Here is a 25,746-nt window from a genome sequence, read left to right as displayed (position 1 = left end):
GTCTTACCAACAAGTACCTCGGACTCTCCGGGTCAAAGACCTCGCGTTCACATAGAACTTACCAAAGGCGTCCTCTCTTGTGGAGGGCGCCTTTTTGCACTCATTGGGGACAGACTTACATGGGTGTTTTCGCTCATTGGGGACAGACTTACATGGGTGTTTTCACTCATTGGGGACAGACATGATGCATGTCTGCGGCGCCCCGACTAGCTCCGGCCCCTGCCTCACGCAGCTTCCTTCCAGCCCGCGGTGGCCTTGGTCACACTTGTAGCGCCGATACCGGTGATACGGGCAATTTGCTTGACCGTGAGATGTGCCTGCCGGAGCCTCAGCAGGCAGGCATCGCGTTCGGGGCGTGGCAGGGCCTTAAGCAGCGTAGGATCTATGCTCGGCAGGACTTCGCGCGCAACGGAAAGGGCCTCCTCATCGGGGATCCGACGGCGTGGAAGAACCTCCACCGACCAGATGCGCCCGGCAGCTTCCTTGAGATGTTCGCAATAGCAACGGGAGCCTCCGACAATATCGAGCATAGGGGCCGCGTCACAAATGTCAAAGGGATCGTAGCCCAGCTGATATGCCTTGAAGCTTGACCATCGGTACGCCTCGAGTGAGTCGAGCGCACCTTTCACAGGATTGAGATGGATATAATCGAGCAGCTGCACCGCCATAACAGGTCCAGAACAGCGAAATGGCAAAACGATGTCTGTCCCAAATGAATGAAAGCACTCATATAAGTCTGTCCCCAATGAGCGGGCCGATGCCAGGCTGATATTTTAATTAAAACGCTTCAGTAGATTGAAGCGTTTTAGTGTGCCTTTTACGGGAATCTTACCGTTCGCCGAATAATTTCTTGCTATCATGCAACACGTAGGGTAAATCTCCGATCGCAAGGAGACACAAATGGTGAAAAAGTCACCGGAAAACACTACTCCCGCAATTGTGGACAACGTAGAGGCGCTTGAGGCTAAGCTCGCTCAGATGCGAGAGGCCCAGGCGCTTTTTGCTACGTACACGCAGGAGCAGGTCGACAAGATCTTCTACGAGGCCGCCATGGCCGCCAACAAGGCTCGTATCCCGCTGGCGAAGATGGCCATCGAGGAGACCGGTCGCGGCGTTCTTGAGGACAAGGTCATCAAGAACCACTACGCCGCAGAGTACATCTACAACGCTTACAAGAACACCAAGACCTGTGGTGTCATTGAGCGCGACGAGGCCTACGGCATCACCAAGATCGCTGAGCCCATCGGCATCGTGGGCGCCGTCATCCCGACGACCAACCCCACCTCCACCGCGATCTTCAAGACGCTGATCAGCCTGAAGACCCGCAACGCCATCATCATCTCCCCGCACCCGGCTGCCGCCAAGTGCACCATCGCCGCCGCCAAGCTCGTGCTTGACGCCGCCGTCAAGGCCGGCGCCCCCGAGGGCATCATCGGCTGGGTCGATGTCCCCTCCATCGAGCTGACCAACATGGTCATGCGCGATGTCGACATCATCCTCGCCACAGGTGGCCCGGGCATGGTCAAGGCCGCCTACTCCTCGGGCAAGCCCGCCCTGGGCGTTGGCGCCGGTAACACCCCGGTCGTCATCGACGACACCGCCGACGTGCTGCTCGCCGTCAACTCCATCATCCACTCCAAGACCTTCGACAACGGCATGATCTGCGCTTCCGAGCAGTCCGTGACCGTCATCGACACCATCTATGACCAGGTTAAGGCCGAATTCCAGAAGCGCGGCTGCTACTTCGTCAAGCAGGGTGCCGAGATGGAGGCCCTGCGCGGCGCCATGTTCAAGAACGGCGCTCTCGATCACCGCATCCCCGGCATGGCTGCCGCCAAGATCGCCGAACTCGCCGGTATCGAGGTTCCCGCCAAGACCAAGATCCTGATCGCCGAGGTCACCTCCACCGACCCCGCCAAGGAGGAGTTCTCCCACGAGAAGCTCTCCCCTGTCCTGGCCATGTATCACGCCAAGGACTTCCAGGAGGCCGTCGACAAGGCCGAGCACCTGGTACTCGCCGGTGGCCCGGGCCACACCGCCTCTCTGTACGTGCATCCCGCCCAGGCCGATAAGATCAGCCTGTTCGAGCATGTCATGAAGGCCTGCCGTATCGTCATCAACACCCCGTCCTCGCACGGCGGCATCGGTGACCTGTACAACTTTGGCATGAAGCCGTCTCTGACCCTGGGCTGCGGCTCCTGGGGCGGCAACTCCGTCTCCGAGAACGTTGGGGTGAAGCACTTGATCAACGTTAAGACTGTGGCCGAGCGCCGTGAAAACATGCTGTGGTTCCGCGCTCCCGAGAAGGTCTACTTCAAGAAGGGTTCCACGCCCGTCGCTCTCGACGAGCTGGGCAGCGTCATGGGCAAGAAGCGCGCCTTTATCGTCACCGACCAGTTCCTCTTCAAGAATGGCAACACCCGCGCCATCGAGGCCAAGCTCGACGAGATGGGCATCGCCCACGACTGCTTCTACGACGTCGAGCCCGATCCGTCGCTGCAGTGCGCACGTCGCGGCGCCAAGCAGATGGCTCTCTTTGAGCCGGACGTCATCATCGCCGTCGGCGGCGGCTCCGCTATGGACGCCGGCAAGATCATGTGGATGATGTACGAGCACCCCGAGTGCAAGTTTGAGGACATGGCCATGGACTTCATGGACATCCGCAAGCGTATCTTCACCTTCCCCGAGATGGGCAAGAAGGCCTACTTCGTCGCCGTCCCGACCTCTTCGGGCACCGGTTCCGAGTGCACGCCGTTCGCCATCATCACCGACAAGGAGACCGGCATCAAGTGGCCGCTCGCCGACTACGCGCTGCTCCCCAACATGGCTATCGTTGACGCCGACAACTGCATGACCGCCCCGCGCGGCCTGACCGCCGCCTCCGGCATCGACGTCATGACCCACGCCATCGAGTCCTATGTCTCCATCATGGCCTCCGACTACACCAAGGGCCTCTCCGAGCGCGCTGCCAAGCTCGTCTTCGAGAACCTGCCCTCCAGCTTCGAAAACGGCGCCAAGGACCCGCATGCCCGCGAGGAGATGCACAACGCCTCCTGCATGGCCGGTATGGCCTTCGCCAACGCCTTCCTGGGCCTCAACCACTCCATGGCCCACAAGCTCGGTGCCTTCCATCACCTGCCCCACGGCATCGCCAACGCCATCATCCTGACTCGCGTCATGCGCTACAACGCCGCCGAGGCTCCCGTCAAGATGGGCACGTTCTCCCAGTATCCTTACCCCAACGCGCTGCACAACTACGCCGAGATGGCCAAGTACTGCGGCATCGAGGGCAAGGACGACAAGGAGGTCTTCGAGAACTTCATCACGAAGCTCGAGGAGCTCAAGGACTTCATCGGTGTCAAGAAGACCATCGCCGACTACGGTGTTGACGAGCAGTACTTCCTCGACACCCTCGACGAGATGACCGAGCAGGCATTCAACGACCAGTGCACCGGCGCTAACCCGCGCTACCCGCTCATGAGCGAGATCAAGGAGCTCTACCTGGACGCCTACTATGGCCGCGAGCCCCAGGACTACGCCGTCTGCTAGTTTTTAGCACGGTTATTTCGGCGGGGGTGAACGGGCGCACGCACGCCCCCGCCGCTGCTTCTATCGCATCGTTGAAAGGATGCAATCATGCTGCTCCCCGAATCCAAGACCGAGCTCGTCCGTCGCGGCAACAAAGTCGTTTACGACCTGGGCGACAAGATCGTCAAGGTCTTTAACGAGACCAAGCCCGTCTCCGACGTGTTCAACGAGGCTTTGAATCTTGCCCGCATCAATGAGTGCGGCATCCGCAGCCCCAAGGCTCTCGAGGTTTCTCAGCTCGAGAACGCCAACGGCTGGGCGCTCGTGACCGAGAAGGTTCCGGGCACCACCCTTGCCGAGAAGATGGCTGCCGAGCCCCAGCGCTTTGGTGAGTACCTCGAGATGTTCGTCGACCTCCAGATCGAGATCCACGGCTACACCTCCCCGCTGCTCAACCGTCAGCGCGACAAGTTCGCCCGCATGATCGACAGCCTCGATCAGCTCAATGCCACCACGCGCTACAACCTTCAGGAGCGTCTGGACGGCATGACCAAGGAGTTCAAGGTCTGCCACGGCGACTTCAACCCCTCCAACGTCATCGTTGGCGACGACGGCCAGCTGTACGTCTGCGACTGGGCACACGCCACCCAGGGCTCCCCTGCTGCCGACGTTGCCACCACCTACCTGCTCTTTGCCCTCAACAGCAAGGACCAGGCCGAGGCCTACCTGGAGCTCTACTGCGATCGCGCCGACATGCCCATGCAGGTCGTGCGTCAGTGGACGAGCATCGTCGCCGCTTCCGAGCTCGCTCGTAAGCGCAACGTGAACGATGAGTTCCTTAAGAACTGGATCGACGTCGTCGATTATCAGTAATATCTGAGCGATTTATTTCGCATCGGAGGCACAAAGGAAAACCCCACAGCTCGCATGGGCTGCGGGGTTTTCCTTTTAGCAACAAATGTCCCTTAGACGCAAAAGCGGCCCTGCATCTCTACCTCGAGAGACGCAGGGCCGCTTAACAAGTGCACTAAACGCAGCGGGCTCGATTAACGACGGGCTGCTTTCACAAGCTCAGCGACCTTGGCGACAATCTCATCGATCGCCACATCCTCGCGCTCGCCCGTGGCACGATCCTTGAGCTCGACGGTGCCGTTCTTAAGGCCGCGCTTGCCGAGCACCACCTGATAAGGGAAGCCCATAAGGTCGTTGTCGGCAAACTTAAAGCCGGGACGCTCGTCACGGTCGTCAACGACAACCTCGATACCCTCGGCGCACAGACCCTCGACGATTTGCTCGCAAACAGAAGCGCACTCCTCCTTCTTGGGGTCGAGCGGAATCACCGCAACCTCGTACGGGGCAACAGAGACCGGCCAAACGATACCGTGCTCGTCGTTGTGCTGCTCCACGACGGCAGCGAGCGAGCGGGACACGCCCACGCCGTAGCAACCCATGATAAGCGGCTTCTCCTTGCCGTCCTCGTCCATAAAGGTGGCACCCATGGCCTCGGAGTACTTGGTGCCCAGCTGGAAGACCTGGGAAACCTCGATGCCGCGAGCAGCGGAGAGCGGCTTGCCGCAGTGCGGGCAAGGGTCGCCGGCAACGACGGTAACCAGGTCGGCCCACTCGTCGACGGTAAAGTCGCGCTCGGGGCAGGCACCGGTAAAGTGATAGTCGACTTCGTTGGCACCGCAGGCCCACTGCTTGGACTCGCGCAGGCTCTCGTCGCAGACCAGACGAATGCCCTCGGGCAGGTTAACCGGTCCGATAAAGCCCTTATGCAGACCGTAGGTCTGGAGCTCCTCGTCGGTCATCATGCGATAGCCCTTGCCAAAGACATGCTCGGCCTTGCAGTCGTTGAGCTCATGATCGCCCGGAACGATGGCCACAACCGGCTTGCCCTCGGCGTCGATGAGAGCCAGCGACTTGCGCGTACCGTTCTCGGGGAAGCCGAAGAACTTGGCGACGGCCTCGATGGTGCCCATACCCGGAGTCTCGACCTTGGTGAGTGTGCCGTCGCCGGGGCCCTCGGTCACAACGACCTTGGTGCTTGCCGCCTCGTCATCGGCAGCAAAGCCACAATCGTCGCAGTAGACCAGCGAAGCCTCGCCGGCCTCTGCCAGCGCCATGAACTCGACGGAGGTATCGCCACCGATCTCGCCGGAATCGGCGACGACGGGCAGGGCCTTGATGTAGCAGCGCTCGCAGATATTGGCGTACGCCTGCTTCATCTTGTCGTACTCCTCCTGCAGGCTCTCCTGCGTGGCAGAAAAGCTGTAGGCGTCTTTCATGATGAACTCGCGACCGCGCATCAGGCCAAAGCGGGGACGGAACTCGTCGCGGAACTTGTCCTGGATGTGATAGAGATTCACCGGCAGTTGCTTGTATGAACGCAGCTCGTTGCGCACCAGGGCAGTCACGGTCTCCTCGTGCGTGGGGCCGAGCACGAACTCGCGGCCGTGGCGGTCATCAAAGCGCACGAGCTCCTTGCCATAGGCATCGATACGGCCGGACTCGCGCCACAGCTCGGCATCGACCATGATGGGCATCATGAGCTCCTGGGCGCCGGCGGCGTCCATCTCGTCGCGCACGATGTTCTCAATCTTGCGAATCGAGCGCCACGCGAGCGGCAGATAGGAATAGAGACCGGCGGCCTCCTTGCGGATCATACCGGCACGGAGCAGCAGGCGATGGCTCGCAAGCTCAGCGTCGGCCGGATCCTCTTTGAGCGTCGGAGCATACAGCTTAGACATATACATTGCTCGGGTCATTTATTTCTCCTCAATAAGCTTGTCGACCTCGGCCATAAGCGCGTCGACAATTTGGTCCTCCGCTACTTTACCAATGATCTGGCCGTGCGAAAAGAGCAGGCCCTGACCACGTCCGCAAGCAACGCCCAGGTCGGCATCAGAAGCCTCACCGGGGCCATTGACGGCACATCCCATGACGGCAATCGAAAGCGGCGCGGCATAGTTCTTAAGCCGCTCGGTTACTTCCTCGGCGATTGCGATCAGGTTAACCTGACAGCGGGCGCACGTGGGGCACGAGACAATCTCGGGGCCGCGGCGACGCAGGCCCAGCGACTGCAAAATTCCCCAGGCGACCGGCGGCTCCTCAACCGGATCGGCCGTGAGCGAAACGCGCATGGTGTCACCGATTCCCTCGGACAGCAGGATTCCAAGGCCCACCGAGCTCTTGATGGTGCCCTGCAGCTTGGTACCCGCCTCGGTTACACCCAGGTGAAGCGGAACGTGGGGAATCTCACGCGACAGGGCACGATAGGTGTCGAGCGTCGTTTGCACGCTATGGGCCTTGGCCGAAAGCACAATGTTCGTAAAGCCGCGGTCTTCAAAATGCTTGACGAAACGTTCGCTCGACATCACGAGCTTTTCGGGCTGCGTGAGGTCGTCGCGCTCAGCGATATCCTGCTCAAGCGAACCAGCATTGACGCCGATACGAATCGCACAGCCCGCGGCACCCGCAGCATCGATTACCGCGTCAACCTTGGCCCAATCGCCGATATTGCCGGGATTGATGCGCAGCTTGGCAGCACCGGCCTCAACGGCACCAATGGCGAGCTTATGGTTAAAGTGGATATCGGCAACGATCGGCACCGGAGACTCGGCACAGATGGTGCGGAAACCCTCAAGTGCGGCCTCGGTGGGCACGCTCACGCGCACGATATCGCAGCCAGCCTGCGCCAACGCGCACACTTGCGCAAGCGTTGCCTGGGCATCAGCGGTATCGGTGCAGGTCATGGATTGGACCACCACCGGCGCGCCTCCACCGATCTGCACGCCGCCCACATGCACGGGGCGCGTCAACTCGCGAGGCAAAGGATGGGATAAAGACAATCCAAACACTCCCCTACAGAATAAATCGAAGGATGTCGGAACGAAGCATATAGACAAACAGCAGCGCAAAGAGCGCGATGCCCACATAGCTCACAATCGTCTGGACCTTGAGCGGAAGCTCGCGGCCCGCAATCTTTTGAATGATCTCGATGACCAACTTGCCGCCATCGAGTGGCGGGATGGGCAGCAGGTTCATAAAGCCAAGCGAGAACGAAATGAGGGCGGCAAACGAAAGGAACGTGGCAGGGCCGGCAGCAGCAGCTTGCGAGGACATAACGCTAATACCCACGATCGAAGAGGACTGATCGAGAATCTCCATCGTATGCTGCGGCTGGAGCAGGCGCATCACGCCCTCCGCTGTCTGCACGACATAGGAGAACGACAGGCGAGCCGACGTGATGGGGTCTAAACGAACCACCTGCGTAGAGACATACACACCTAGGCGTTCGTCCTCTTTGAGCGCAACCGTGGTCGAATGCTTCTTGCCGTCACGCTCGTACTCAATGGCGATATCGTCCTTACCGGCAGCCTTGCCAATGGCATCGTAAACGTCCATCCAGGTAGAGCACGATACTCCATCGACCGAAAGAATCGCGTCGCCATCCTCGATTCCCGCCGCGGAGGCAATCGAGCCTTCATCAACCTGGCCGATCACATTGGTGTCCACCGGCACCGTGACACCCGCGATGGAATAGATGCTCATAAGGAGCAAAAAGCCCGTCAGGATATTGACGATAATGCCCGCAAGCAGCATAAAGGCACGCTTGACAAAGCCCTGACCCAAATAGGTGTGCGAGCGCTCGCGTGCAAGGAATTCGGCCTCGCCGCACGGCAGTTCCCATACATCGCCCTCGGCAGTCGCGTGCTCGCGATCGAACCGACGGCCGTCAAAGGTGGTATAACCCGCCGTGTCACGCGGCAGGGTCTGGTACTTGGTGGGATAGTAACCAGGCGAAGGCTTTTCCCCTTCTTCATACCAAGGAGCTATGGAGCCCCAACCCAGCAGCAAAGCACAGGCCTCGAGCACATCCTCCTCGGACAGCTCAAGCTCGACGGCAAGATCGGCCACCGTCACACGGCCGTGGCGATAGATGGCGGCAAGCACGCGATCGGCATACGAAACATCGGTCGGATCCATGCCACAGATGGCAGCATACCCACCCAGCAACAGCGGGGTCACGCCAAACTTGGTGCCGATCCGACGAGACGTATGGTGGATATCAAAGCGACACGGCAGGCCCAAAAAGAACTCAGTCACCCGGACGCCGCAGGCACGCGCCGCCAAAAAGTGGCCGCCCTCGTGCAAAAACACGAGGACGGAAAGCATCAGCAGGCCCCAAAAGACCGATGAGAGAACGCTCAGAACAGTTTCCATAAAACGAAAAAGCAATCCTTATGGGTTAAAAACGGGTTGCGGCGAGCACTTGCGCGGCCTTTTCACGCGCCCACGCATCGATACCGCGAAGCTGTTCAAACGAATCGACCGTCTGCGCATCATGCGCATCCATACAGGATTCCACAATGCGATCGATATCGGTAAAACTGCAGCCATCATGCAAGAAGGCATCGACGGCGACCTCGTTGGCGGCATTGAGCACGCACGGCATGGTGCCGCCCGTCTTGCCCGCACGCTCGGCCAGCGCCAGGCAGCGGAACGTATCCATGTTGGCCGCATCAAAGGTAAGCTGACCCAACTCGCGGAAATCGATGCGCGGAGCCGGAGTATCCCAGCGCTCGGGATACGAGAAGGCAAACTGGATGGGAATGCGCATGTCAGATGCCCCGAGATGCGCCATCACGGAGCCGTCGGCAAACTCGACCATCGAATGAATCTTTGACTGGCGCTGAACGACCACGTTGATAAAGTCGAGGTCGCAACCGAACAGGTGCATCGCCTCGATACGCTCCAGGCCCTTGTTCATGAGGGTAGCGGAGTCAATCGTGATCTTGGCACCCATAGCCCACGTAGGGTGCGCCAGGGCATCGGCGCGCGTCACACGGTCGAGTTCCTCGCGCGAACGGCCAAAGAACGGACCGCCCGAGCAGGTAAGCCAAATACAATGGGCCTCGTGCGGATTCTCACCCAGATAGCACTGGTAAATTGCAGAGTGCTCGGAATCGACCGGGATAAGCTGACCGGGCTGAGCCAACGGCATCAGCAGGTCACCGCCAACAACGAGCGACTCCTTATTGGCAAGGGCAAGGCGCTTATTCGAGATCAAGGCAGCATGGCTTGCCTCGAGACCAGCGGCGCCCACAATAGCGACAAGCACGCAGTCAACATCGTCGCGACGCGCGAGCTCGCAAACCGCTTGCGCACCAACGCCGAGCTCCGTTCCCTCGGGCAACTCCTGCAGCACGGCGTCATCGCCATGAGCGACATCGGCCACGGCAACCGCCGGAACCGAGAACTCGCGGGCAGCTGCAACGAGCTCGGAGGTGCTGGAATTAACGGAAAGCGCCGTCACCTGCAGACGATCGGCATGCTGACGGCAAACATCGAGCGCCTGAGTGCCGATAGAGCCCGTACAGCCCAGGATGGCAACACGAAGGCGTCCATCGGAGCCATACGTCGTCTGGAAGGACATTACAGCACGCCTCCGATCATCAGCATCAGCTGCGCGGTGATGCAGCCGAAGATAAGCGAATCGCTACGATCGAGCATGCCGCCGTGGCCCGGGATAAGGTTACCGGAATCCTTGACGCCCACACCGCGCTTGATGCGCGACTCGATAAGGTCGCCGATAACGCCCAGGATGGACACAACCACGCCACAAAGCAGCGCATAGGGCAAGCTCAGCTTATAGAGATGCGTCACCCACAAAATGAGCCAGATGAGAACCGAGCCCAAGATGCCACCAACAAAGCCCTCCCAGCTCTTGTTGGGAGAGATCTTGGGGACCATCTTGTGTTTACCGATACGACTGCCCACGATGTAGGCAAACGAATCGGAGACCCAAAGGGACGCGCAAACACCCACTGAAAGCAGGGCGCCGGCAAAACCGGGCACGGCATCGCGCAGCAGCACAATAGCCGACAGCATAAAGCCTGTGTAGATGGGACCCATGAGCGTCACGGCCACATCAGAGATGCGGGTACGCGGCGACCAAACATACCAAATGCCCACCGCGAGCATCAGTGCAAAAAGCAGGGCGTTCAGCAAAAGCGAATCGCCAAGCGCCGATAACGGAAAGAGCACGGCGGCAATAATGCCCAGGTGCTCGTTGGCGACCTTGCCATCGAGCCTCGTCATACGGAAAAACTCAAAGCAGCAAAGCCCGCTCATGACAGAGACAAAAATGGCGGTGGGCACGATACCCAAAACCAGGCACAGGATAAAGACGACGGCGTAGACGATACCGGCGGCGGCACGGGTAATAAAGCCCGCAAGCCACGAACCGGTGCCGCTCTTCGCTGCAGGCGCTCCCGCAGCGGCAGCTTTGCGCGCAGGCGTCTTGGGAGCAGATGCCTTGGGACGATCGGACACGATTAAGCCTCCTCGGTCTTGCTCAGTCCACCAAACCTACGGTCACGGCCCTGAAAGGCCAAAATGGCGTCGACAAGGCCCCAACGATCAAAGTCAGGCCAATAGGTATCGGTGACATAGAACTCGGAATAAGCCACCTGCCACAGCAGATAGTTCGAAAGGCGTAGCTCGCCGGAGGTGCGAATGACCAGCTCGGGATCGGGAAGACCGGCGGTGTACAGGTGCGAAGCAACCATATCATCGTCGATAGCAGCAGGATCGATCTTGCCGGAGGCGGCATCGAGCGCAAGCTGACGGGCAGCACGCGTAATCTCGGCACGAGCGCCGTAGTTGACGGCAAGCGCCAGCGTCATACCGGTGTGATCGGCGCACTCGGCGAGACCGCATTCAAAAACGTCGCGGGTCTTCTTGGGCAGCGCGGAAATATCACCCAAAAAGACAACACGCACGTTTTCGCGCTTCAGAAGCGGCAGCTCATCGATAAACGTCTTGGCAAACAGATGCATCAAGACGTTAACCTCATGCTGCGGGCGGTTCCAGTTTTCGGTTGAAAACGCATAGGCGGAAAGCACGTCGACGCCCAGACGCACGCAGGCGGTAATGATCTCGCGAAGGGAGACGATACCCGCCTTGTGGCCCTCGGTACGGGCAAGACCTCGCGCCGTAGCCCAGCGACCGTTACCGTCCATGATGCACGAGATATGGCGCGGAATGTTATTGAGGTCAAGGTCGGAAAAACCGACGCCCGTAGGGGCGTCGGCAAAGTACTCGACCAGTTTGTTCTCGTCGTATTGCACCTTAGATCTCCATGACCTCGGCTTCTTTTTCCTTCAGAAGCTCCTCGACCTTGGCGACATACTCGTCGGTATGCTTCTGCACCTTGGCCTGCTCACGGCGGACATCGTCCTCGGTGAGCTCCTCATCGCGCTCGAGCTTGTTGTTAAAGTCGCGACGGATGTTACGGATAGACACCTTGGCCTGCTCGGCGTACTCGCGGCACTCCTTGACGAGCTCGCGACGGCGCTCCTCGGTGGGAGCCGGGAACGGAAGACGAACAACGGTGCCATCGGAGTTGGGGGTAATACCCAGATCGGAAGCGCCGATGGCCTTGACGATGGCGTTGATAAGCGCCTTATCCCACGGCTCGATGAGCAGCATGTGGGCCTCGGGGGTCTTTACGGCGGCAACCTGCGTAACCGGCGTGGGAACACCGTAATAATCGACGGTGATGTCGGACAGAATGTTAGCGTTGGCTCGGCCGGTACGGACCTTGGAGAAGTTATGCTTGAGGGACTCGAGCGACTTGTCCATGTGGGCGGTGATGTTCTCTGCCATGCTTAATCCTCCTGATAGACGAGCGTGCCGACGGGCTCACCCGAAAGCGCGCGCTTTACGTTGTCCTCGCCATCGATGTTGAGGACCAAAATGGGCATACGGTTATCCTGGCACAGGGCCGTAGCCGTGGAATCCATAACCTGCAGGCCGCGGACGAGCACCTCGTGATAGGTGATCTTGTCAAAGCGGACGGCATCGGCGCGCTTGACGGGATCCTTGTCGTAGATACCGTCGACCTTGGTGGCCTTAATCAGAATCTCCGCACCGATCTCGCAGGCGCGAAGGGCCGCGGCGGTGTCAGTCGTAAAGTACGGATTGCCCGAGCCGGCTGCGAAGATAACGACATTGCCCTTGGACAGGTGGTTGATGGCGCGACGACGAATATAGGGCTCGCAAATCTCGTTCATCTGGATGGCACTCATAACGCGGCAGGGAACATCGTTATGCTCGAAGGCATCCTGCAGGGCGAGCGCGTTCATAACGGTTGCAAGCATGCCCATGTAATCGGCCTGAGCACGCTCCATACCGCCGGCAGCTCCAGCCATGCCGCGGAAAATATTGCCGCCGCCGACAACGATGCCGACCTCATGGCCAACGGCGAGCAGCTCCTTGACCTGCTTGGCTAGATGGTCGGTAACCTTGGGGTCGATGCCATAGTGGCCATCGCCCATCAGTGCTTCGCCGGAAAGCTTCAGAAGCACGCGTTTATATCGGATGTCGGACAAAGCGATCCTCCTTTAATTAGACTCTCAATATGATATCAAAGGCTCTGCTTAGAGCCATGAAAAAGCAGGCTGTGAGTAAAACCCACAGCCTGCTCATTACCAGCTACAAGAGCTTATTTACTCGCCACGGACCAGACGGTCGAAGGCAACGACGGTAATGGTATCGCCGAGCTCCTTGGAGACCTGCTCAGCGTACTTCTTGATGGTGAGGGAGCTGTCCTTGATGAACTCCTGCTCGGTGAGCACGGACTGCTTGTAGAACTTCTCCAGGCGGCCAACAGCCATCTTCTCCTGGATGGCCTCGGGCTTGCCGGACTCGGCAGCCTGAGCCATGTAGATCTGCTTCTCATGCTCGACGGTCTCGGCCGGAACCTGATCGCGGGTAGCGCAGATCGGAGCGACGGCGGCAACCTGAAGGGCAACGTCGTGGGCAAAGGTCTTGAAGGACTCAGCCTGAGCGGTCTCAGCCTTCTCGAAAGCAAACTCGACGAGGACGCCGATCTTACCACCCATGTGGATGTAAGAAGCGAGAGCGCCGTTCTCGGCCTTGCGGGCGGCGAAGCGGGAGATCTTCATGTTCTCGCCCATGATGTGAATCATCTCGGTGAGCTCGGAGGAAACGGTCTCCTCGCCCATCGGCTTCTCGAGCAGAGCGTCGACATCGGCCGGCTCGGTGGTGGCGACAACCTCGGCGACCTTGGAAGCAAAGCCGGTGAACTTGGCGTTGGAGCCGACGAAGTCGGTCTCGCAGGAGAGCTCGAGCAGAGCGCCGGTCTTGCCATCCTCGGAGACGAACGCGGCGACAGCGCCCTCGTTGGTCTCGCGGCCAGCCTTCTTGGCAGCCTTAGCGAGGCCGTTCTTACGCAGAACGTCAACAGCGGCGTCCATGTCACCGTCAGCCTCGACGAGAGCCTTCTTGCACTCCATCATCGGGGAGTCGGTCATCTCGCGGAGCTGCTTGACCATAGCGGCGGTAATCTGGGCCATTGTGGTTCCTTTCAAAGAGATGAAAAAGACTTAATTAGGACTGATTTACTCGGCCTTGGGCTCAGCGGCCATCTCGGCCTCGGAGACCTGCTCCTTGCCGGAGCCGGCGAGGCAAGCGTCGGCCATGAGCTCGCACATAAGGGTGACAGCGGAGATGGCGTCATCGTTGCAGGGGATGCCGTACTCGACCTCGTCGGGATCGGAGTTGGTATCGATCAGAGCGACGACGGGGATGTTCAGGCGCTGGGCCTCCTTGATGGCGTTCTCCTCGCGCTTAGTGTCGATGACGAAGAGAGCCTGGGGCAGACCCTTCATGTCACGGGCGCCACCGAGGTTGGTCTGGAGCTTAGCGAGCTCCTTACCCAGAACAGCCTGCTCCTTCTTGGGAAGAACAGCCATGCGGCCGTCCTCGACCATGGCCTCGAGCTCCTCCATGCGGTTGATGCGGGAGCGGATGGTGACGAAGTTGGTCAGCATGCCGCCGAGCCAACGCTGGTTGATGTAAGGCATGTTGGCGCGCTCAGCGGCGTTCTTGACGGCCTCCTGAGCCTGCTTCTTGGTGCCGACGAACAGCACGTTGCCACCCTTGGCAACGTTCTTGACGAAGGTGTAAGCCTGGTCGGCGTCAAGAATGGTCTGCTTGAGGTCGAGGATGTAGATGCCGTTGCGCTCACCGAAGATGAACGGCTTCATCTTGGGGTTCCAGCGACGGGTCTGGTGACCGAAGTGGCAGCCGGCCTCGAGCAGGGTGCGGATATTAATCTTGGTAGCCATGTTAAACCTCCTGTGGTTTGCCTCCGCGCGGGGTCATCCTCCAAAACCAACCCGGACATGTGCTACCAAAGCCCGGGCACCACGGTATGAAGTAGCCGCGCGTGCGTGATAAAAACCTGTTGCCGTGAAGCAACCCGATGAATGATAGCAGGATTACATCTTTCTGCCAACCCGAAATCAAAACCACACACACGGACGCGCGATCGATTGGATAGAACCCATCTCCTGCCTTATTCGCCGCGCGGAAGAGCTTGGGTAACGGCGCGTTTGAGCCGATCGGGCGTGAGATGCGTATAAATCTGCGTGGTGGACAAGCTTGCATGCCCTAGCAACTCCTGGACAGAGCGCAAGTCCGCTCCGCCCTCGAGCAAATCGGTCGCAAAAGTATGGCGCATCGCATGCGGGGCGATATCGGAAGGGATACCCGCAAGCGTCGCCAACATATGAAACCGTCGCCTAAGCATGGCGGCGCTCATACGGTTGCCGCGTGCCGAGATAAACAGCGGATGCACACCGTTCGTACCGTCGCCACGCTTTGCCTGAGCAAGAAGCTCCGGTCTTCCTTCCTCAATATAGCGGTGGGTCACATCGAGAGCACGCCGATACAGGGGCACGATACGCTCCTTGCTCCCCTTACCCCAAAGCCGCAGCGTTCGCTCGGACCAAGCAATGGACTCAACATTGAGTGCCGCAAGCTCGGAAATGCGAGCCCCGGATGCATAGAGCAATTCGAGCATCGCCGCATCGCGCAGTCCCGCAGGCGTTGAAACGTCTGGCGCTGCAAGCAGTGCCTTAACCTGCTGGGTGGTCAGCACTCCGGGCAAATCGCGTGGAAGCTTGGGCGAGGCAATCGCAGAGACAGCGTCTCCATCGATAAGACCCTCGGCAGCCATCCATCGATAGAACGAACGAATGGCAGACAGGTGCGCCGCAATCGTCCTGGGCGCCACCTGCTCGCGCGACAGCTCCGCCAGATACATACGAACGGTACGTACGTCCGCCGTGCGTGCATCGATATCCCCACGCTCGCACCAAGTGGCAAAACGCTCCAGACGAGAGCCGTAAGCGATAACAGTGTTAGAAGAAAGCCCCTCGACGCGTGCAATATAGGCTATGAACGAGTCGACGGCACCGTACAGGTCAAAGGCTATGACCGGTCGCCTCCAAACAAGTCGGAGCGCGATTCCAGATAGGAATCCAAGGCCTTAAGGGCGCGATCCGCATAGGCCTGATAGCGCTCACGTTTGCTGCGGCGTTTACCGTCCTCGAGGGGAGGCACCAGGCCAAAATTAACATGCATGGGCTGATATCCGACCGTAGCAGGATCGGTCGCATAGCCCACGAGCGCGCCGAGAGCGCCCACGCGCGGCAGCTCGACAGGAGCAACCTCGATAGCCTCGGCATAGGTATTGAGCGCAGCGAGGAGACCCGTCGCGACCGCTTCCATGTAACCCTCCGTACCGGTAATCTGTCCGGCAAGGCGCACGCCCGTGCCGGGCACGGCGAAGGTCCCATCGAGCACATGGGGAGCATCGACAAAGGTATTGCGATGCATGACGCCATAGCGGAAAAACTCGGCATTCTCCAGACCGGGAACCATATGAAAAACGCGCTTCTGCTCGCCGAAGGTCAGGTTGGTCTGAAAACCAACCAGGTTATAGGCGGTCTTCTCCTTGTTCTCGGCGCGCAGCTGAATCGCCGCCCAGGGACGGCGACCGGTGCGCGGGTCGGTGAGCCCGACGGGCTTCATAGCGCCAAAGCGGATGGCATCCTTGCCCGTGCGCGCAACCTCCTCGGCAGGCTGACAGGCCTGGAAGAGGTCCCCGCCCTCAAAGTCCTTGAGCACCACGCGATCGGCCGTGGTAAGCGCCTCGATAAAGGCCTCGTACTCCTCCTTGTTGAGCGGGGCATTGAGATAGTCACCGCTCCCCTGCTCCTCGTAGCGCGACTGCGAGAACAGCACATCCATATCGAGCGTCGAGGCATCGACAATCGGGGCCGCGGCGTCAAAGAACGCCAGGGAATCACCACCGACGAGCTTCATGACCTCCCCGCTCAACGCCGGCGAGCACAAGGGACCCGCGGCGATAACCACATGGCCCTCGGGAATATGGGTGACCTCGCCGTGAACGACCTCGATATTGGGACGGGCGGCAACCTCGGCCTCGACGAGCTCGGAGAATTTAACACGGTCGACCGCCAAGGCGCCACCAGCGGGAACGGCAGCGCGATGAGCGCAGTCGAGCAGCACCGAACCCATACGCTCGAGTTCGGCCTTCAACAGGCCGGCGGCGGAATCGGGTCGGGTCGACTTAAACGAATTGGAGCAGACGAGCTCCGCCAAGTGATCGGTATGGTGGGCAGGAGAGGTCACCAGCGGCCGCATCTCGCACAGCTTTACGGCAAACCCGCGATCTGCCAGCTGAATCGCGCATTCCGATCCCGCCAGACCGCCACCGATAACCGTCACTTGATCAAACAGCATCTGCAAACACCTTTCTAATTGACACGCTTTCCATTGTGACCGAAGGGCGTCTGAGCGTGAAGCGCAAACTTTGAGGGCGCATACCTTCCATCCATCATGCGCTCGATGAGTCCCTCGAGCTCGAGTGAGCCCAGGAGTTTGAGCACGCCGACGGCATCGAGGGAGACGAGCGCGGCAATGTCATCGACCTTGAGCGGCGAGGCAATGAGCGCGTGCATCACGGCCTGCTGCGTGGGGTCCAGATCGGCGATACCGGGCGCATCGGGACGCGAATAGCGCAGGGTGCCGTAAATTCGCGAGATGGCCATCTCAATAGACTCCTCGTCAACAATGCAGCAGGCCCCGTTGGCGATGAGGTAGTTGGTCCCACGCGACTCTGGTGACAAAATGGAGCCCGGTACCGCGAGCAGTTCGCGCCCCAGGTCCATGGCGGCCTCCGCTGTCGAGAACGTGCCCGAGGGCATGCCGGCCTCCGACACGAAGAGCGCCTGCGAAAGCGCGGCAATCACCCGGTTACGCCGCGGAAAGGCAAATTTGCGTGGCCCCATACCCCAAGGCGAGATGGACACGACCGCGCCGCCCGTATCGATCGTGCGCGCGATGAGCCCTGCACTCGAGCGCGGGTAAACCACGTCGGCGCCCGTACCCAACACCACGACGTGCCTGCCACCAGCGTTGACCGCGGCCCAACCCGAGGCCTGGTCGCAGCCGACCGCACCGCCCGAGACCACCGTCACGCCCGCCTCGACCGCAACTTTCGCGGCCAGCTCTGCCACGGAAAGGCCGTACGGCGAGGCCTTGCGAGCGCCGATGATGGAGAGCGCGGGCGTCGACAGTGCGGCGGGGTCGCCACGCACATAAAGCGTCTGGGGTACATCGGATAGCTCCAAAACGTTAGCTGGATACAACGCATCACCGGGATGCAGCTCAAAAGTCTCCTCGGGCATTACTGGTCCCTCCTCCCCTGGTACATCGCCGCCTCGAGCACGTGGTCTTGGGTTACCCGCTCACTTTCGGCAACATCGGCAATCGTGCGCGCGATACGCACCAAGCGCACGATGCCGCGCCCTGTGAGATGTGTGCGCCTCGACAGGCCGAGCACGCACTTTTCCGCTGCCCCATCGAGCGCAAAGGTCGAAACGACGCCGTCGATGGAACGTGACTCATCGTCCTCGGCCTCGGCATCTGCATCGTCCAAACGGGACTCACGCCAGGCACGAAATGCCCGACCCCGCACAACATAGTCACGTAGTTCAGCTGACGACATACCCTCGGCACCCTCGATAATTACCTGCGGGTCGGGTCGGGTCACGTCAATCATAAGGTCAATACGATCGGCCAAGGGACCACGCAGCTTAGACCGATAGCGCTCAACCATCGAAGCCGAGCAGCGGCACGGTACCTCGCGATCGCCCAAAAAGCCGCAGGGACAGGGATTGCTCGCGGCAAGCAGCTGGAACCGCGAGGGAAACGTGAAAGCCCCATCGACGCGTACGATCTTGACGTAGCCGCGCTCTATGGGCTGACGGAGTGTCTGCAGCACGCTGTTGGGAAACTCGGCAAGCTCGTCTAAAAAGAGCACGCCGCCGTGCGCTAGGCTAATCTCGCCCGGGTGCACCGGCCGTCCGCCGCCAATAAGGCCCGCAGTCGAAATGCTGTGGTGGGGGCTACGGAACGGCCGGTGTCCCGCCAGCAAACCATCGATGTTCTCGCCCAAGACCGAATGGATGCACAGCGCCTCTTGCTGATCCTCGAGAGAAAGCTCGGGCAAGATACCCGTCATGCGGCGTGCGAGCATGGTCTTGCCCGAACCCGGCGAGCCAATCATAAGCAGGCCGAGCTCCCCCGCCGCCGCGAGCGCAATGCCGCGCTTGGCAACCTCCTGCCCCAGCACATCGGCATAATCAAGTTCTGGCTCAAACGACGCCTCGACACCCTCGGAATCCAGATAATGCCGAGCCGCCTCGCCCATACCGCGGGCGAGCTGAGACAGATGGTCGATAAAGCCACAGTCCACACCGGCAAGCGGCACATGTTGATCCGACCTTCCCGCAATAAAGGACAGGCCCATATCACGCGCCAACAACTGAAACGCAACCTCGCCTTTTACGGGCAGCACGCTACCATCCAGCCCGAGCTCACCGGCAATAAGGCAATGGTCTAGATGGTCGCGGGGAATCTGCCCATCGGCCGCCAGTACCGCGATGGCAATCGGCAGGTCAAAACCACTGCCCGTTTTACGGATGTCGCCCGGAGCCAAGTTGACGGTAATGCCCGCCCGTGGAATCTCAAATCCCGCCGAGCGCATTGCGCAGCGTATGCGGCCACGCGACTCCATCACCTCCATACTTGGAATGCCAAGCATTTGGATACCCGGAATACCGCCGGCAAGCGAGACCTCGACCGTGACGGGAATCGCCTCGACGCCACGAATACATGCAGCGTGGACGGCAAAGGTGTCAAACGCCATCACGATACCTGCCAATCGAATGCGTTGTATTGATGCTCAATCTCCGCAATATGACCGCCGCGGATAGTAACGCCCACCGCGTCGAAGCGAATCGCCTTAAGGGGATAGTGATCCATAAGGTAACAACTCGCGATACGGCGGTAGCGACGCTGCTTCTGGGCGTCCACCGCCTCCTCGGGAAAGACCCGCGTGTTGCAATCTAGGGCGACGCGCCTTGTCTTGATCTCAGCCATCACCACGACATCATCAAGTTCATCAAGCAGTACCAGATCGGCCTCGCCCTCGGGACACCGGTAGCCCTGTTCCAAGAGGGCATAACCGCGCTCGCGAAAGTAATCGATTGCAATAAGCTCGCCCAGCATGCCCAGTTCTCGAGGACTGAGGCCCTTAATGAACCCAGGCGTAATCGACGCGCAATCAATCTCCCCGTTCTCCCAAAGCTCTTTGAGCTGTTGCGTCTTGCTCTTTGCACTTGCGGCGCACATGGGGTCTCCTTTCCCGCGCACGATATTGACCCGATCATGGGGCCGCCTTTCTTGCGGGTAAGTACCAAAAGAAAACCAAAGTCCAACCAAAAACAAACAAAAAAGGGACCGCATGCAACAATTGCGTTGCATGCGGTCCCCACCAGCTGGTTTATAAAATCCCAGAAGTCCCTGTCTCCATATTTGCCTTAAAAAAGACGCTCCGTCTGCAAAAAATTTCCGCAGAAGCTCACACGATGCAACGGAGAAAGGCCATGTTTACGAATAGCCTCAATGTGCTCGGGGCTCGCATAGCCCTTTGACTCAGCAAGATGATATTCGGGATACTCGGCATCGTACTCGACCATCATCTCGTCACGCGTGACCTTGGCCATAATGGAAGCAGCGGCGATGCAGGCGATTTTGGCATCTCCCTTCACCACATCGCGCTCGTTAGGGACGGCGCCCAAGGGGTTGCCGTCCATAAGCACGCAATCGGGCTCGAGCCCCGTATCCGCCACGGCGCCCGCGACGGCAGCGCGGATGGCGCGGGCCATGCCCATCTCATCAATGTCCGCAGGCGCGATATGGCAAAAACCAATGGCCGTAGCCACCTCGGCAATCTGCACCGAGAGCAGCTCACGACGGGCAGGCGTGAGCTTTTTGGAATCGTTAATGCCCCAAACGCGCGGCTCCATGGGAAGGCAGACAGCGCAGACCGTCAACGGGCCGGCGACAGAGCCGCGCCCCACCTCGTCAACACCAACGACCACGCCATCGCCGCCGAGCTCATGCATAAGCTCGTACATGCCGTTGACGCGCTCGCGCTCGGAAAGTTCCTTGGCATGGCGCTTAAGTGCGCGTTCGCAAGCCTTGATCACCTGCTGGCGCGGATCCTCGCGATAGTGCTCTACGAGGGCGGGAATCTCCTCGAACGTGGCACTCGCCAGCTCGCCGGCAACCTGCGATGCCGAAATCGAGCTCGTCATATTGGCCATACCAGGCCCTCCTTGCATGGAAATCAGATAAAAAGAAGGGCCACCCGAAGGTGACCCTTGTGTCCAAACGAGTGGACAGACGCTGCGATCTTCTTAGCGCTTCTCGGGGATGCGAGCAGCCTTGCCCACCTTGTCGCGGAGGTAGTACAGCTTGGCGCGACGGACGCGACCATGACGGACGACCTCGAGCTTGGCGATCTTGGGGCTGTGAAGCGGGAAGGTACGCTCAACACCGACACCGAAGGAAATCTTGCGGACGGTGAAGGTCTCACGGGCACCGGCGCCGGCCATACGGATGACGTCACCCTGGAAAACCTGGATGCGCTCGCGGTCGCCTTCCTTAATGCGGTAGTGAACCTTGACGTTGTCGGCAACGCGGACCTGCGGGATGTCCTCGCGGATCTGCTGACGCTCGATTGCGCGGATGTAATCCATGTGCAATTCCTTACTCTTCTAGAGGTGCCGTACCACCTTGGCCGGCACGTAGTTGAACAAACGTATTCGAGTATACACGCGCGGGTTTCTGCTGCAAGAACAATTTTTTTCGCAGACAAAAAGACAAAACCCGCACATGATAACCGCCCGCCTCACAAATGAGACGGGCGGCATGAAGGGGGCTACGCTAGGGGTCTATACACTAAACGCTAGGCGGAACGCTTGGCATCGAGCTTGGCCTGGGCGGCAGCCAGTCGTGCGAGGGGCACGCGATAGGGCGAGCAGGACACGTAGTCCACATCGGCCACGTTGAACAGGCCCTTGATGGACTTGGGGTCGCCGCCGTGCTCGCCGCACACGCCAAAGTGCATGTCGGGGTTGGCAGCGCGACCCTTCTCGACGGCCATACGCACCAGCTCGAGCACCGCCGCGTCGATGGTCTCGAAGGGATTATCCTTCAGGATCTTCTTGTGCATGTACAGCGGGATGAACTTGGCCTCGGCGTCGTCGCGCGAGAAGCCGAAGGTTGTCTGGGTGAGGTCGTTGGTGCCAAAGCAGAAGAAGTCGGCATGGTGGGCGATCTCGTCGGCGACCATGCAGGCGCGCGGCAGCTCGAGCATCGTGCCCACGGGAATATTGAGCTCGACGCCCTCCTCGGCGGATACCTCGGCGATCACGCGCTCGATGACCTCGCGGGTCTGGACATGCTCGGCTGTGATGGAAACGAGCGGGACCATGATCTCGGGGCGCGGGTCAACGCCCTCCTTGATAAGGCGGGCGGCAGCCGTGGCGACGGCGCGAACCTGCATGAGCGGCAGATCGCCAAAGACAACGGACAGGCGCACACCGCGCAAGCCGAGCATCGGGTTGGACTCAACCATGCCGTCGATTCGACGCAGGCGGGCACGCAGCGTGGCAAGCTCTTCCTCGCTGGCGCCGGCGGCTTCCTTCTTGGTGATGGCGACCTCGAGCTCGCGAGGATTATCCAGGAACTCATGCAGCGGCGGATCGAGCAGGCGAACGACCACATCGCGACCGGACATGGTCTTAAACATCGCCAGAAAGTCCTCAGTCTGAACCTTGAGCAGGTCGGCCAGGGCCTGCTGCTTCACGGCCTCGTCGTCGGACAGGATAAAGCTCTGGATGATGTTCTTGCGGTCGCCCAGGAACATGTGCTCGGTGCGGCACAGGCCGATGGCCTCGGCGCCAAACTCGAGTGCGAGCGCGGCATCCTCGGGGTTGTCGGCGTTGACGCGCACGTGGTTGGCGTGACCGTCGGTCTCGTCCAGGCGAATCTCGTCTGCCCAGGACAGAATGGTGTCCAGGTCGCCGGTGAGCTCGGCGGAGACCAGATCGACGGCGCCATCGACGACAATGCCCTGGGTGCCGTCGATGGAGATGATGTCGCCCTCGTGAAGCACGCGGTCGCTGCCCTCGATGCGCACGACCTTCTCGGCGGCGTCAATATGGAAGCGCTCAACGCCGCAGACGCAGGGCGTACCCATACCGCGGGCGATAACGGCGGCATGGCTCGTCTTGCCGCCGTGGCTGGTAAGGATGCCCTCGGCAGCGACCATGCCCTTCAAGTCATCGGGGTTGGTCTCCCAGCGAACCAGAATGACCTTGTGGCCCTCGTTGGCGCGCGCGACGGCATCGTCGCTCGAGAACACGACCTCGCCCACGGCGGCGCCGGGGCTGGCGTTAAGGCCGCAGGCCAGGGCCTCGTACTTCTTGGAGGAATCGAACTGCGGATGCAGAAGCTGGTCGAGCTGCGCGGGATCGATGCGACTCACGGCCTCCTCGCGGGTGATGAGGCCCTCTTCGACCATCTCGATAGCGATGCGCAGCGCGGCGGTAGCAGTGCGCTTGCCCACGCGGGTCTGAAGCATCCAAAGTTTACCCTGCTCGATGGTGAATTCGATATCGCACATATCGCGGTAATGATCCTCGAGCGTCAGGAAAACGCGCTCGAGCTCCTCACCAGCGGACTCGAGGCCCGGGGTGGTCTTGAGGTCGGCGATGGGCTCAGTGTTGCGGATGCCGGCGACGACGTCCTCACCCTGGGCGTTAACCAAAAAGTCACCGTAGAACTCCTTGGTGCCATCGGCCGGATTGCGCGTAAAGGCGACGCCGGTCGCAGAGGTCTCGCCTTTGTTGCCAAAAGCCATGGCCTGGACGTTGACGGCGGTACCGAGCTCGTCGGAAATGCCATGCTGTTTGCGGTAGATGCAGGCGCGCTCGTTCATCCAGCTGCCAAAGACGGCCTGGATGGCAAGGCGCAGCTGGAGCTCCGGATCGTGCGGGAAGACGGGTTTGCCGTCGACAACCTCGAGCTCGGGATACAGGGCAGCCTCGACGTTCTCGGAGAAGATGCCCTTGAAGGTCTCGACGAGCTCCTGCAGGTCCTCGGCCGAAAGCTCGGAATCGACGCGAACGCCGGCGACCAAGCGAGCCTGGGTCAGGGCGTTCTCAAACAAGTCGGCATCGACACCCATAACGACGTTGGAGAACATCTGGATAAAGCGGCGGTAGCTATCCCAGGCAAAACGCGGGTTTTGCGTCTGGGCAATGAGGCCCAGAACGGAGTCGTCGTTAAGGCCCAAGTTGAGGACCGTGTCCATCATGCCGGGCATGGAGAACGGAGCACCCGAGCGAACCGACACGAGCAGCGGGTCGGATGCGTCACCAAGCTTCCTGCCGCAGCGGGCCTCGAGATCGGCCTCGGCGGCAACGATCTCATCGAGTGCGCCTTCGGGCCACACGTTGCCGGCACCGGAGTACTCGACACAGGTTTGGCAGGTAATGGTAAAGCCACCGGGAACAGGCAGGCCGATGCGGCTCATCTCGGCAAGATTTGCACCCTTGCCGCCAAGCACGAAGTTCATGGACTTGTCGCCCTCAGTGACACAGGTGCCCTGGGCATCGGTTCCAAAACGGTAAACCCTCTTGCAATCGCTCACGATACTCCCCTTCCATGCGCTGTCGCGCACGACCGTGGTAACGAATCGACCCGCCGGATGCGAGCCGTGAGGGTACTATACGGCGGGTATTGGAAGTGCTTGCGTAGAGGGTGCGAGGTTTGGTAAACGTGGTAAAACTGACGGTAAACGGTAGATAAAGGTGGTTACCTTATGAAGATACCTGTGAACGAGACTTGCAGGTTAACTGCAAGAACTTTGCTAAATCGCTTTACCATAAGTAGCTAATTTGGGACGGGGCTTTTTTAGCTACCCCGTCGGCAATCGGCCAAAAAGCTCGCGGCCTCAGCCGGGGTAGCTAAAAAAGCCCCGTCCCAAATTAGCTACTTTTGTTGGGCTCGGCGAGCGGCACGACGGGCTCGAGCTTCTTGGATTTCCTCCAAATGACCGATGATCTCGGATGCACTCTCCTCAATCGCCTTACCGTCGGTACGCACCACAAAGCAGCCTAAGCGCTTCATGAGGGCACGGGCTTCCTCAAGCTCGCTGCGCACACTCTCGGGCTCGGCATAGGAGCCGGCGACGGCGCGGGCGTAGTCATCGCCCAAGCGGCTGTCGCGAATCTCAGAAATTACGTCAACGGTCGAAATCAGGCCGAACAGGCGCATCGGGTCGACCTCGTAAATCGACTTCGGCGGCTCCATGCCGTGCGCCAGCGGAACGTTTGCGACCTTGTAACCCTGATAGGCCAAATACATCGACAGCGGCGTTTTGGACGTACGCGACACGCCCAGCAGCACGATATCGGCCCCCGAAAGGTCGTCGCAACCGCGCCCGTCATCGTGCTCAACGAAATACTCCATAGCCTCAATGCGGTGGAAATAGCGGTCATCCGTTTTGTGAATAACGCCCGCAACGCCCTTGGGCGGCACACCGATGAGCGACGAGAGCACGGCAAGGGTCGGACCGATCAGGTCGACAGAGCGAATATGCAGCATACCCAGGTAATCGAGCACGCGGGCGCGAAGCGCCGGATCGACGATAGTGTGGAACACGGCGATATCACGATGGTCCGCATCGACGCGCGGGCCCACAAAGGACTTGACCTGCTCCACCGAGTTCACTTTGGGCAAGCGCAAGAGACGAAAAGCCCCTTCATCAAATTGCCCGGACGCCGCAAGCACCACCTCACAAGCGGTATCACCGAGCGAGTCGGAGATAACGATAACGGTGGGACGAGCAGTGACCGGGCAATCCATGCGGGGCTCCTTTTGCGCTTATGCGCAGGC

At 60.0% G+C, this 25,746-nt stretch carries 22 protein-coding genes; 2 read left to right on the top strand and 20 right to left on the bottom strand.

Features of this window, described 5'->3' with window-relative positions; genetic code table 11:
- Positions 1-224: 224 nt before the first annotated feature.
- Entirely contained in the window at positions 225-662 is a 438-nt protein-coding gene (locus ACTQX9_RS05930) for a hypothetical protein (protein ID WP_441540756.1), read from the bottom strand.
- Positions 663-900: 238 nt separating this feature from the next.
- Between ACTQX9_RS05930 and adhE the strand changes: the two genes are divergently transcribed.
- Together adhE and ACTQX9_RS05920 are read left to right on the top strand one after the other, a co-directional pair.
- On the top strand, positions 901-3,549 hold the full coding sequence (adhE, locus tag ACTQX9_RS05925; RefSeq protein WP_427795671.1) for a bifunctional acetaldehyde-CoA/alcohol dehydrogenase: 2,649 nt from the start codon (positions 901-903) through the stop codon (positions 3,547-3,549).
- 87 nt (positions 3,550-3,636) lie between these two features.
- Positions 3,637-4,401: a phosphotransferase gene (locus ACTQX9_RS05920; RefSeq protein ID WP_427717541.1), complete on the top strand. Its 765-nt coding sequence runs from the start codon at positions 3,637-3,639 to the stop codon at positions 4,399-4,401.
- 173 nt (positions 4,402-4,574) lie between these two features.
- On the opposite strand, the gene ACTQX9_RS05915 is transcribed toward ACTQX9_RS05920, so the two are convergent.
- The 19 genes from ACTQX9_RS05915 to ACTQX9_RS05825 form a co-directional block, all read right to left on the bottom strand.
- Entirely contained in the window at positions 4,575-6,284 is a 1,710-nt protein-coding gene (locus ACTQX9_RS05915; protein ID WP_441054301.1) for a proline--tRNA ligase, read from the bottom strand.
- 12 nt (positions 6,285-6,296) lie between these two features.
- Positions 6,297-7,379, bottom strand: coding sequence for a flavodoxin-dependent (E)-4-hydroxy-3-methylbut-2-enyl-diphosphate synthase (gene ispG / locus ACTQX9_RS05910; RefSeq protein WP_441540755.1), 1,083 nt, complete (start codon positions 7,377-7,379; stop codon positions 6,297-6,299).
- A gap of 13 nt (positions 7,380-7,392) precedes the next feature.
- Positions 7,393-8,754 (bottom strand): M50 family metallopeptidase, encoded by a 1,362-nt coding sequence (locus ACTQX9_RS05905; protein WP_441540754.1) that lies wholly within the window; start codon positions 8,752-8,754, stop codon positions 7,393-7,395.
- Positions 8,755-8,779: 25 nt separating this feature from the next.
- Entirely contained in the window at positions 8,780-9,967 is a 1,188-nt protein-coding gene (gene dxr, locus ACTQX9_RS05900; RefSeq protein ID WP_441540753.1) for a 1-deoxy-D-xylulose-5-phosphate reductoisomerase, read from the bottom strand.
- Positions 9,967-10,866 carry a phosphatidate cytidylyltransferase gene (locus ACTQX9_RS05895; protein WP_441540752.1) on the bottom strand — a complete coding sequence of 300 codons (900 nt, stop codon included), beginning with the start codon at positions 10,864-10,866 and terminating at the stop codon, positions 9,967-9,969. The genes dxr and ACTQX9_RS05895 overlap by 1 nt, the downstream gene beginning before the upstream one ends.
- Positions 10,867-10,868: 2 nt before the next feature.
- Positions 10,869-11,663: an isoprenyl transferase gene (locus ACTQX9_RS05890; RefSeq protein ID WP_441540751.1), complete on the bottom strand. Its 795-nt coding sequence runs from the start codon at positions 11,661-11,663 to the stop codon at positions 10,869-10,871.
- Between the two features lies 1 nt (position 11,664).
- Positions 11,665-12,201 (bottom strand): ribosome recycling factor, encoded by a 537-nt coding sequence (gene frr, locus ACTQX9_RS05885; RefSeq protein WP_006236112.1) that lies wholly within the window; start codon positions 12,199-12,201, stop codon positions 11,665-11,667.
- A gap of 2 nt (positions 12,202-12,203) precedes the next feature.
- Complete coding sequence (gene pyrH / locus ACTQX9_RS05880; RefSeq protein ID WP_441540750.1) at positions 12,204-12,926, bottom strand: UMP kinase; 723 nt, start codon at positions 12,924-12,926, stop codon at positions 12,204-12,206.
- Between the two features lie 117 nt (positions 12,927-13,043).
- Complete coding sequence (tsf, locus tag ACTQX9_RS05875; protein WP_022094736.1) at positions 13,044-13,913, bottom strand: translation elongation factor Ts; 870 nt, start codon at positions 13,911-13,913, stop codon at positions 13,044-13,046.
- A gap of 45 nt (positions 13,914-13,958) precedes the next feature.
- A complete protein-coding gene (gene rpsB / locus ACTQX9_RS05870; protein WP_055285135.1) occupies positions 13,959-14,687 on the bottom strand; it encodes a 30S ribosomal protein S2 in 729 nt (242 codons plus the stop codon).
- A 230-nt stretch (positions 14,688-14,917) separates the two neighbouring features.
- Positions 14,918-15,826 (bottom strand): tyrosine recombinase, encoded by a 909-nt coding sequence (locus ACTQX9_RS05865; RefSeq protein WP_441540778.1) that lies wholly within the window; start codon positions 15,824-15,826, stop codon positions 14,918-14,920.
- Positions 15,827-15,834: 8 nt separating this feature from the next.
- Positions 15,835-17,172, bottom strand: coding sequence for a methylenetetrahydrofolate--tRNA-(uracil(54)-C(5))-methyltransferase (FADH(2)-oxidizing) TrmFO (gene trmFO, locus ACTQX9_RS05860; RefSeq protein ID WP_441540749.1), 1,338 nt, complete (start codon positions 17,170-17,172; stop codon positions 15,835-15,837).
- Between the two features lie 14 nt (positions 17,173-17,186).
- The gene (locus ACTQX9_RS05855; protein ID WP_441540748.1) at positions 17,187-18,119 is read right to left on the bottom strand and encodes a DNA-processing protein DprA; all 933 of its coding nucleotides are present in this window, start codon (positions 18,117-18,119) and stop codon (positions 17,187-17,189) included.
- Positions 18,119-19,642, bottom strand: coding sequence for a YifB family Mg chelatase-like AAA ATPase (locus ACTQX9_RS05850; RefSeq protein ID WP_427717565.1), 1,524 nt, complete (start codon positions 19,640-19,642; stop codon positions 18,119-18,121). The genes ACTQX9_RS05855 and ACTQX9_RS05850 overlap by 1 nt, the downstream gene beginning before the upstream one ends.
- A complete protein-coding gene (locus ACTQX9_RS05845) occupies positions 19,642-20,127 on the bottom strand; it encodes a YraN family protein (RefSeq protein ID WP_441031093.1) in 486 nt (161 codons plus the stop codon). The genes ACTQX9_RS05850 and ACTQX9_RS05845 overlap by 1 nt, the downstream gene beginning before the upstream one ends.
- Before the next feature lie 188 nt (positions 20,128-20,315).
- Positions 20,316-21,104, bottom strand: a complete 789-nt coding sequence (locus ACTQX9_RS05840; RefSeq protein WP_154516244.1) for a ribonuclease HII — start codon at positions 21,102-21,104, stop codon at positions 20,316-20,318.
- Positions 21,105-21,197: 93 nt separating this feature from the next.
- Positions 21,198-21,539 (bottom strand): 50S ribosomal protein L19, encoded by a 342-nt coding sequence (gene rplS / locus ACTQX9_RS05835; protein WP_117583231.1) that lies wholly within the window; start codon positions 21,537-21,539, stop codon positions 21,198-21,200.
- Positions 21,540-21,748: 209 nt separating this feature from the next.
- A complete protein-coding gene (ppdK, locus tag ACTQX9_RS05830) occupies positions 21,749-24,499 on the bottom strand; it encodes a pyruvate, phosphate dikinase (RefSeq protein ID WP_441540747.1) in 2,751 nt (916 codons plus the stop codon).
- A gap of 341 nt (positions 24,500-24,840) precedes the next feature.
- Positions 24,841-25,716 (bottom strand): pyruvate, water dikinase regulatory protein, encoded by an 876-nt coding sequence (locus ACTQX9_RS05825; protein ID WP_154516238.1) that lies wholly within the window; start codon positions 25,714-25,716, stop codon positions 24,841-24,843.
- Positions 25,717-25,746 lie beyond the last annotated feature (30 nt).

It is taken from the genome of Collinsella sp. LCP19S3_F2 (genome assembly GCF_052121015.1).
Lineage (GTDB): Bacteria > Actinomycetota > Coriobacteriia > Coriobacteriales > Coriobacteriaceae > Collinsella.
This window is presented reverse-complemented; position numbering and strand designations above follow the sequence as displayed.

What these genes read in the sequence shown, in the direction of transcription:
- adhE (WP_427795671.1), top strand. Translation starts at nt 901, where the DNA reads ATGGTGAAAAAGTCACCGGAAAACACTACTCCCGCAATTGTGGACAAC.
- ACTQX9_RS05920 (WP_427717541.1), top strand. Translation starts at nt 3,637, where the DNA reads ATGCTGCTCCCCGAATCCAAGACCGAGCTCGTCCGTCGCGGCAACAAA.
- ACTQX9_RS05915 (WP_441054301.1), bottom strand. Translation starts at nt 6,284, where the DNA reads ATGTATATGTCTAAGCTGTATGCTCCGACGCTCAAAGAGGATCCGGCC.
- ACTQX9_RS05905 (WP_441540754.1), bottom strand. Translation starts at nt 8,754, where the DNA reads ATGGAAACTGTTCTGAGCGTTCTCTCATCGGTCTTTTGGGGCCTGCTG.
- dxr (WP_441540753.1), bottom strand. Translation starts at nt 9,967, where the DNA reads ATGTCCTTCCAGACGACGTATGGCTCCGATGGACGCCTTCGTGTTGCC.
- frr (WP_006236112.1), bottom strand. Translation starts at nt 12,201, where the DNA reads ATGGCAGAGAACATCACCGCCCACATGGACAAGTCGCTCGAGTCCCTC.
- tsf (WP_022094736.1), bottom strand. Translation starts at nt 13,913, where the DNA reads ATGGCCCAGATTACCGCCGCTATGGTCAAGCAGCTCCGCGAGATGACC.
- rpsB (WP_055285135.1), bottom strand. Translation starts at nt 14,687, where the DNA reads ATGGCTACCAAGATTAATATCCGCACCCTGCTCGAGGCCGGCTGCCAC.
- trmFO (WP_441540749.1), bottom strand. Translation starts at nt 17,172, where the DNA reads ATGCTGTTTGATCAAGTGACGGTTATCGGTGGCGGTCTGGCGGGATCG.
- ACTQX9_RS05855 (WP_441540748.1), bottom strand. Translation starts at nt 18,119, where the DNA reads ATGCCCGAGGAGACTTTTGAGCTGCATCCCGGTGATGCGTTGTATCCA.
- ACTQX9_RS05850 (WP_427717565.1), bottom strand. Translation starts at nt 19,642, where the DNA reads ATGGCGTTTGACACCTTTGCCGTCCACGCTGCATGTATTCGTGGCGTC.
- ACTQX9_RS05845 (WP_441031093.1), bottom strand. Translation starts at nt 20,127, where the DNA reads ATGTGCGCCGCAAGTGCAAAGAGCAAGACGCAACAGCTCAAAGAGCTT.
- ACTQX9_RS05840 (WP_154516244.1), bottom strand. Translation starts at nt 21,104, where the DNA reads ATGGCCAATATGACGAGCTCGATTTCGGCATCGCAGGTTGCCGGCGAG.
- rplS (WP_117583231.1), bottom strand. Translation starts at nt 21,539, where the DNA reads ATGGATTACATCCGCGCAATCGAGCGTCAGCAGATCCGCGAGGACATC.
- ACTQX9_RS05825 (WP_154516238.1), bottom strand. Translation starts at nt 25,716, where the DNA reads ATGGATTGCCCGGTCACTGCTCGTCCCACCGTTATCGTTATCTCCGAC.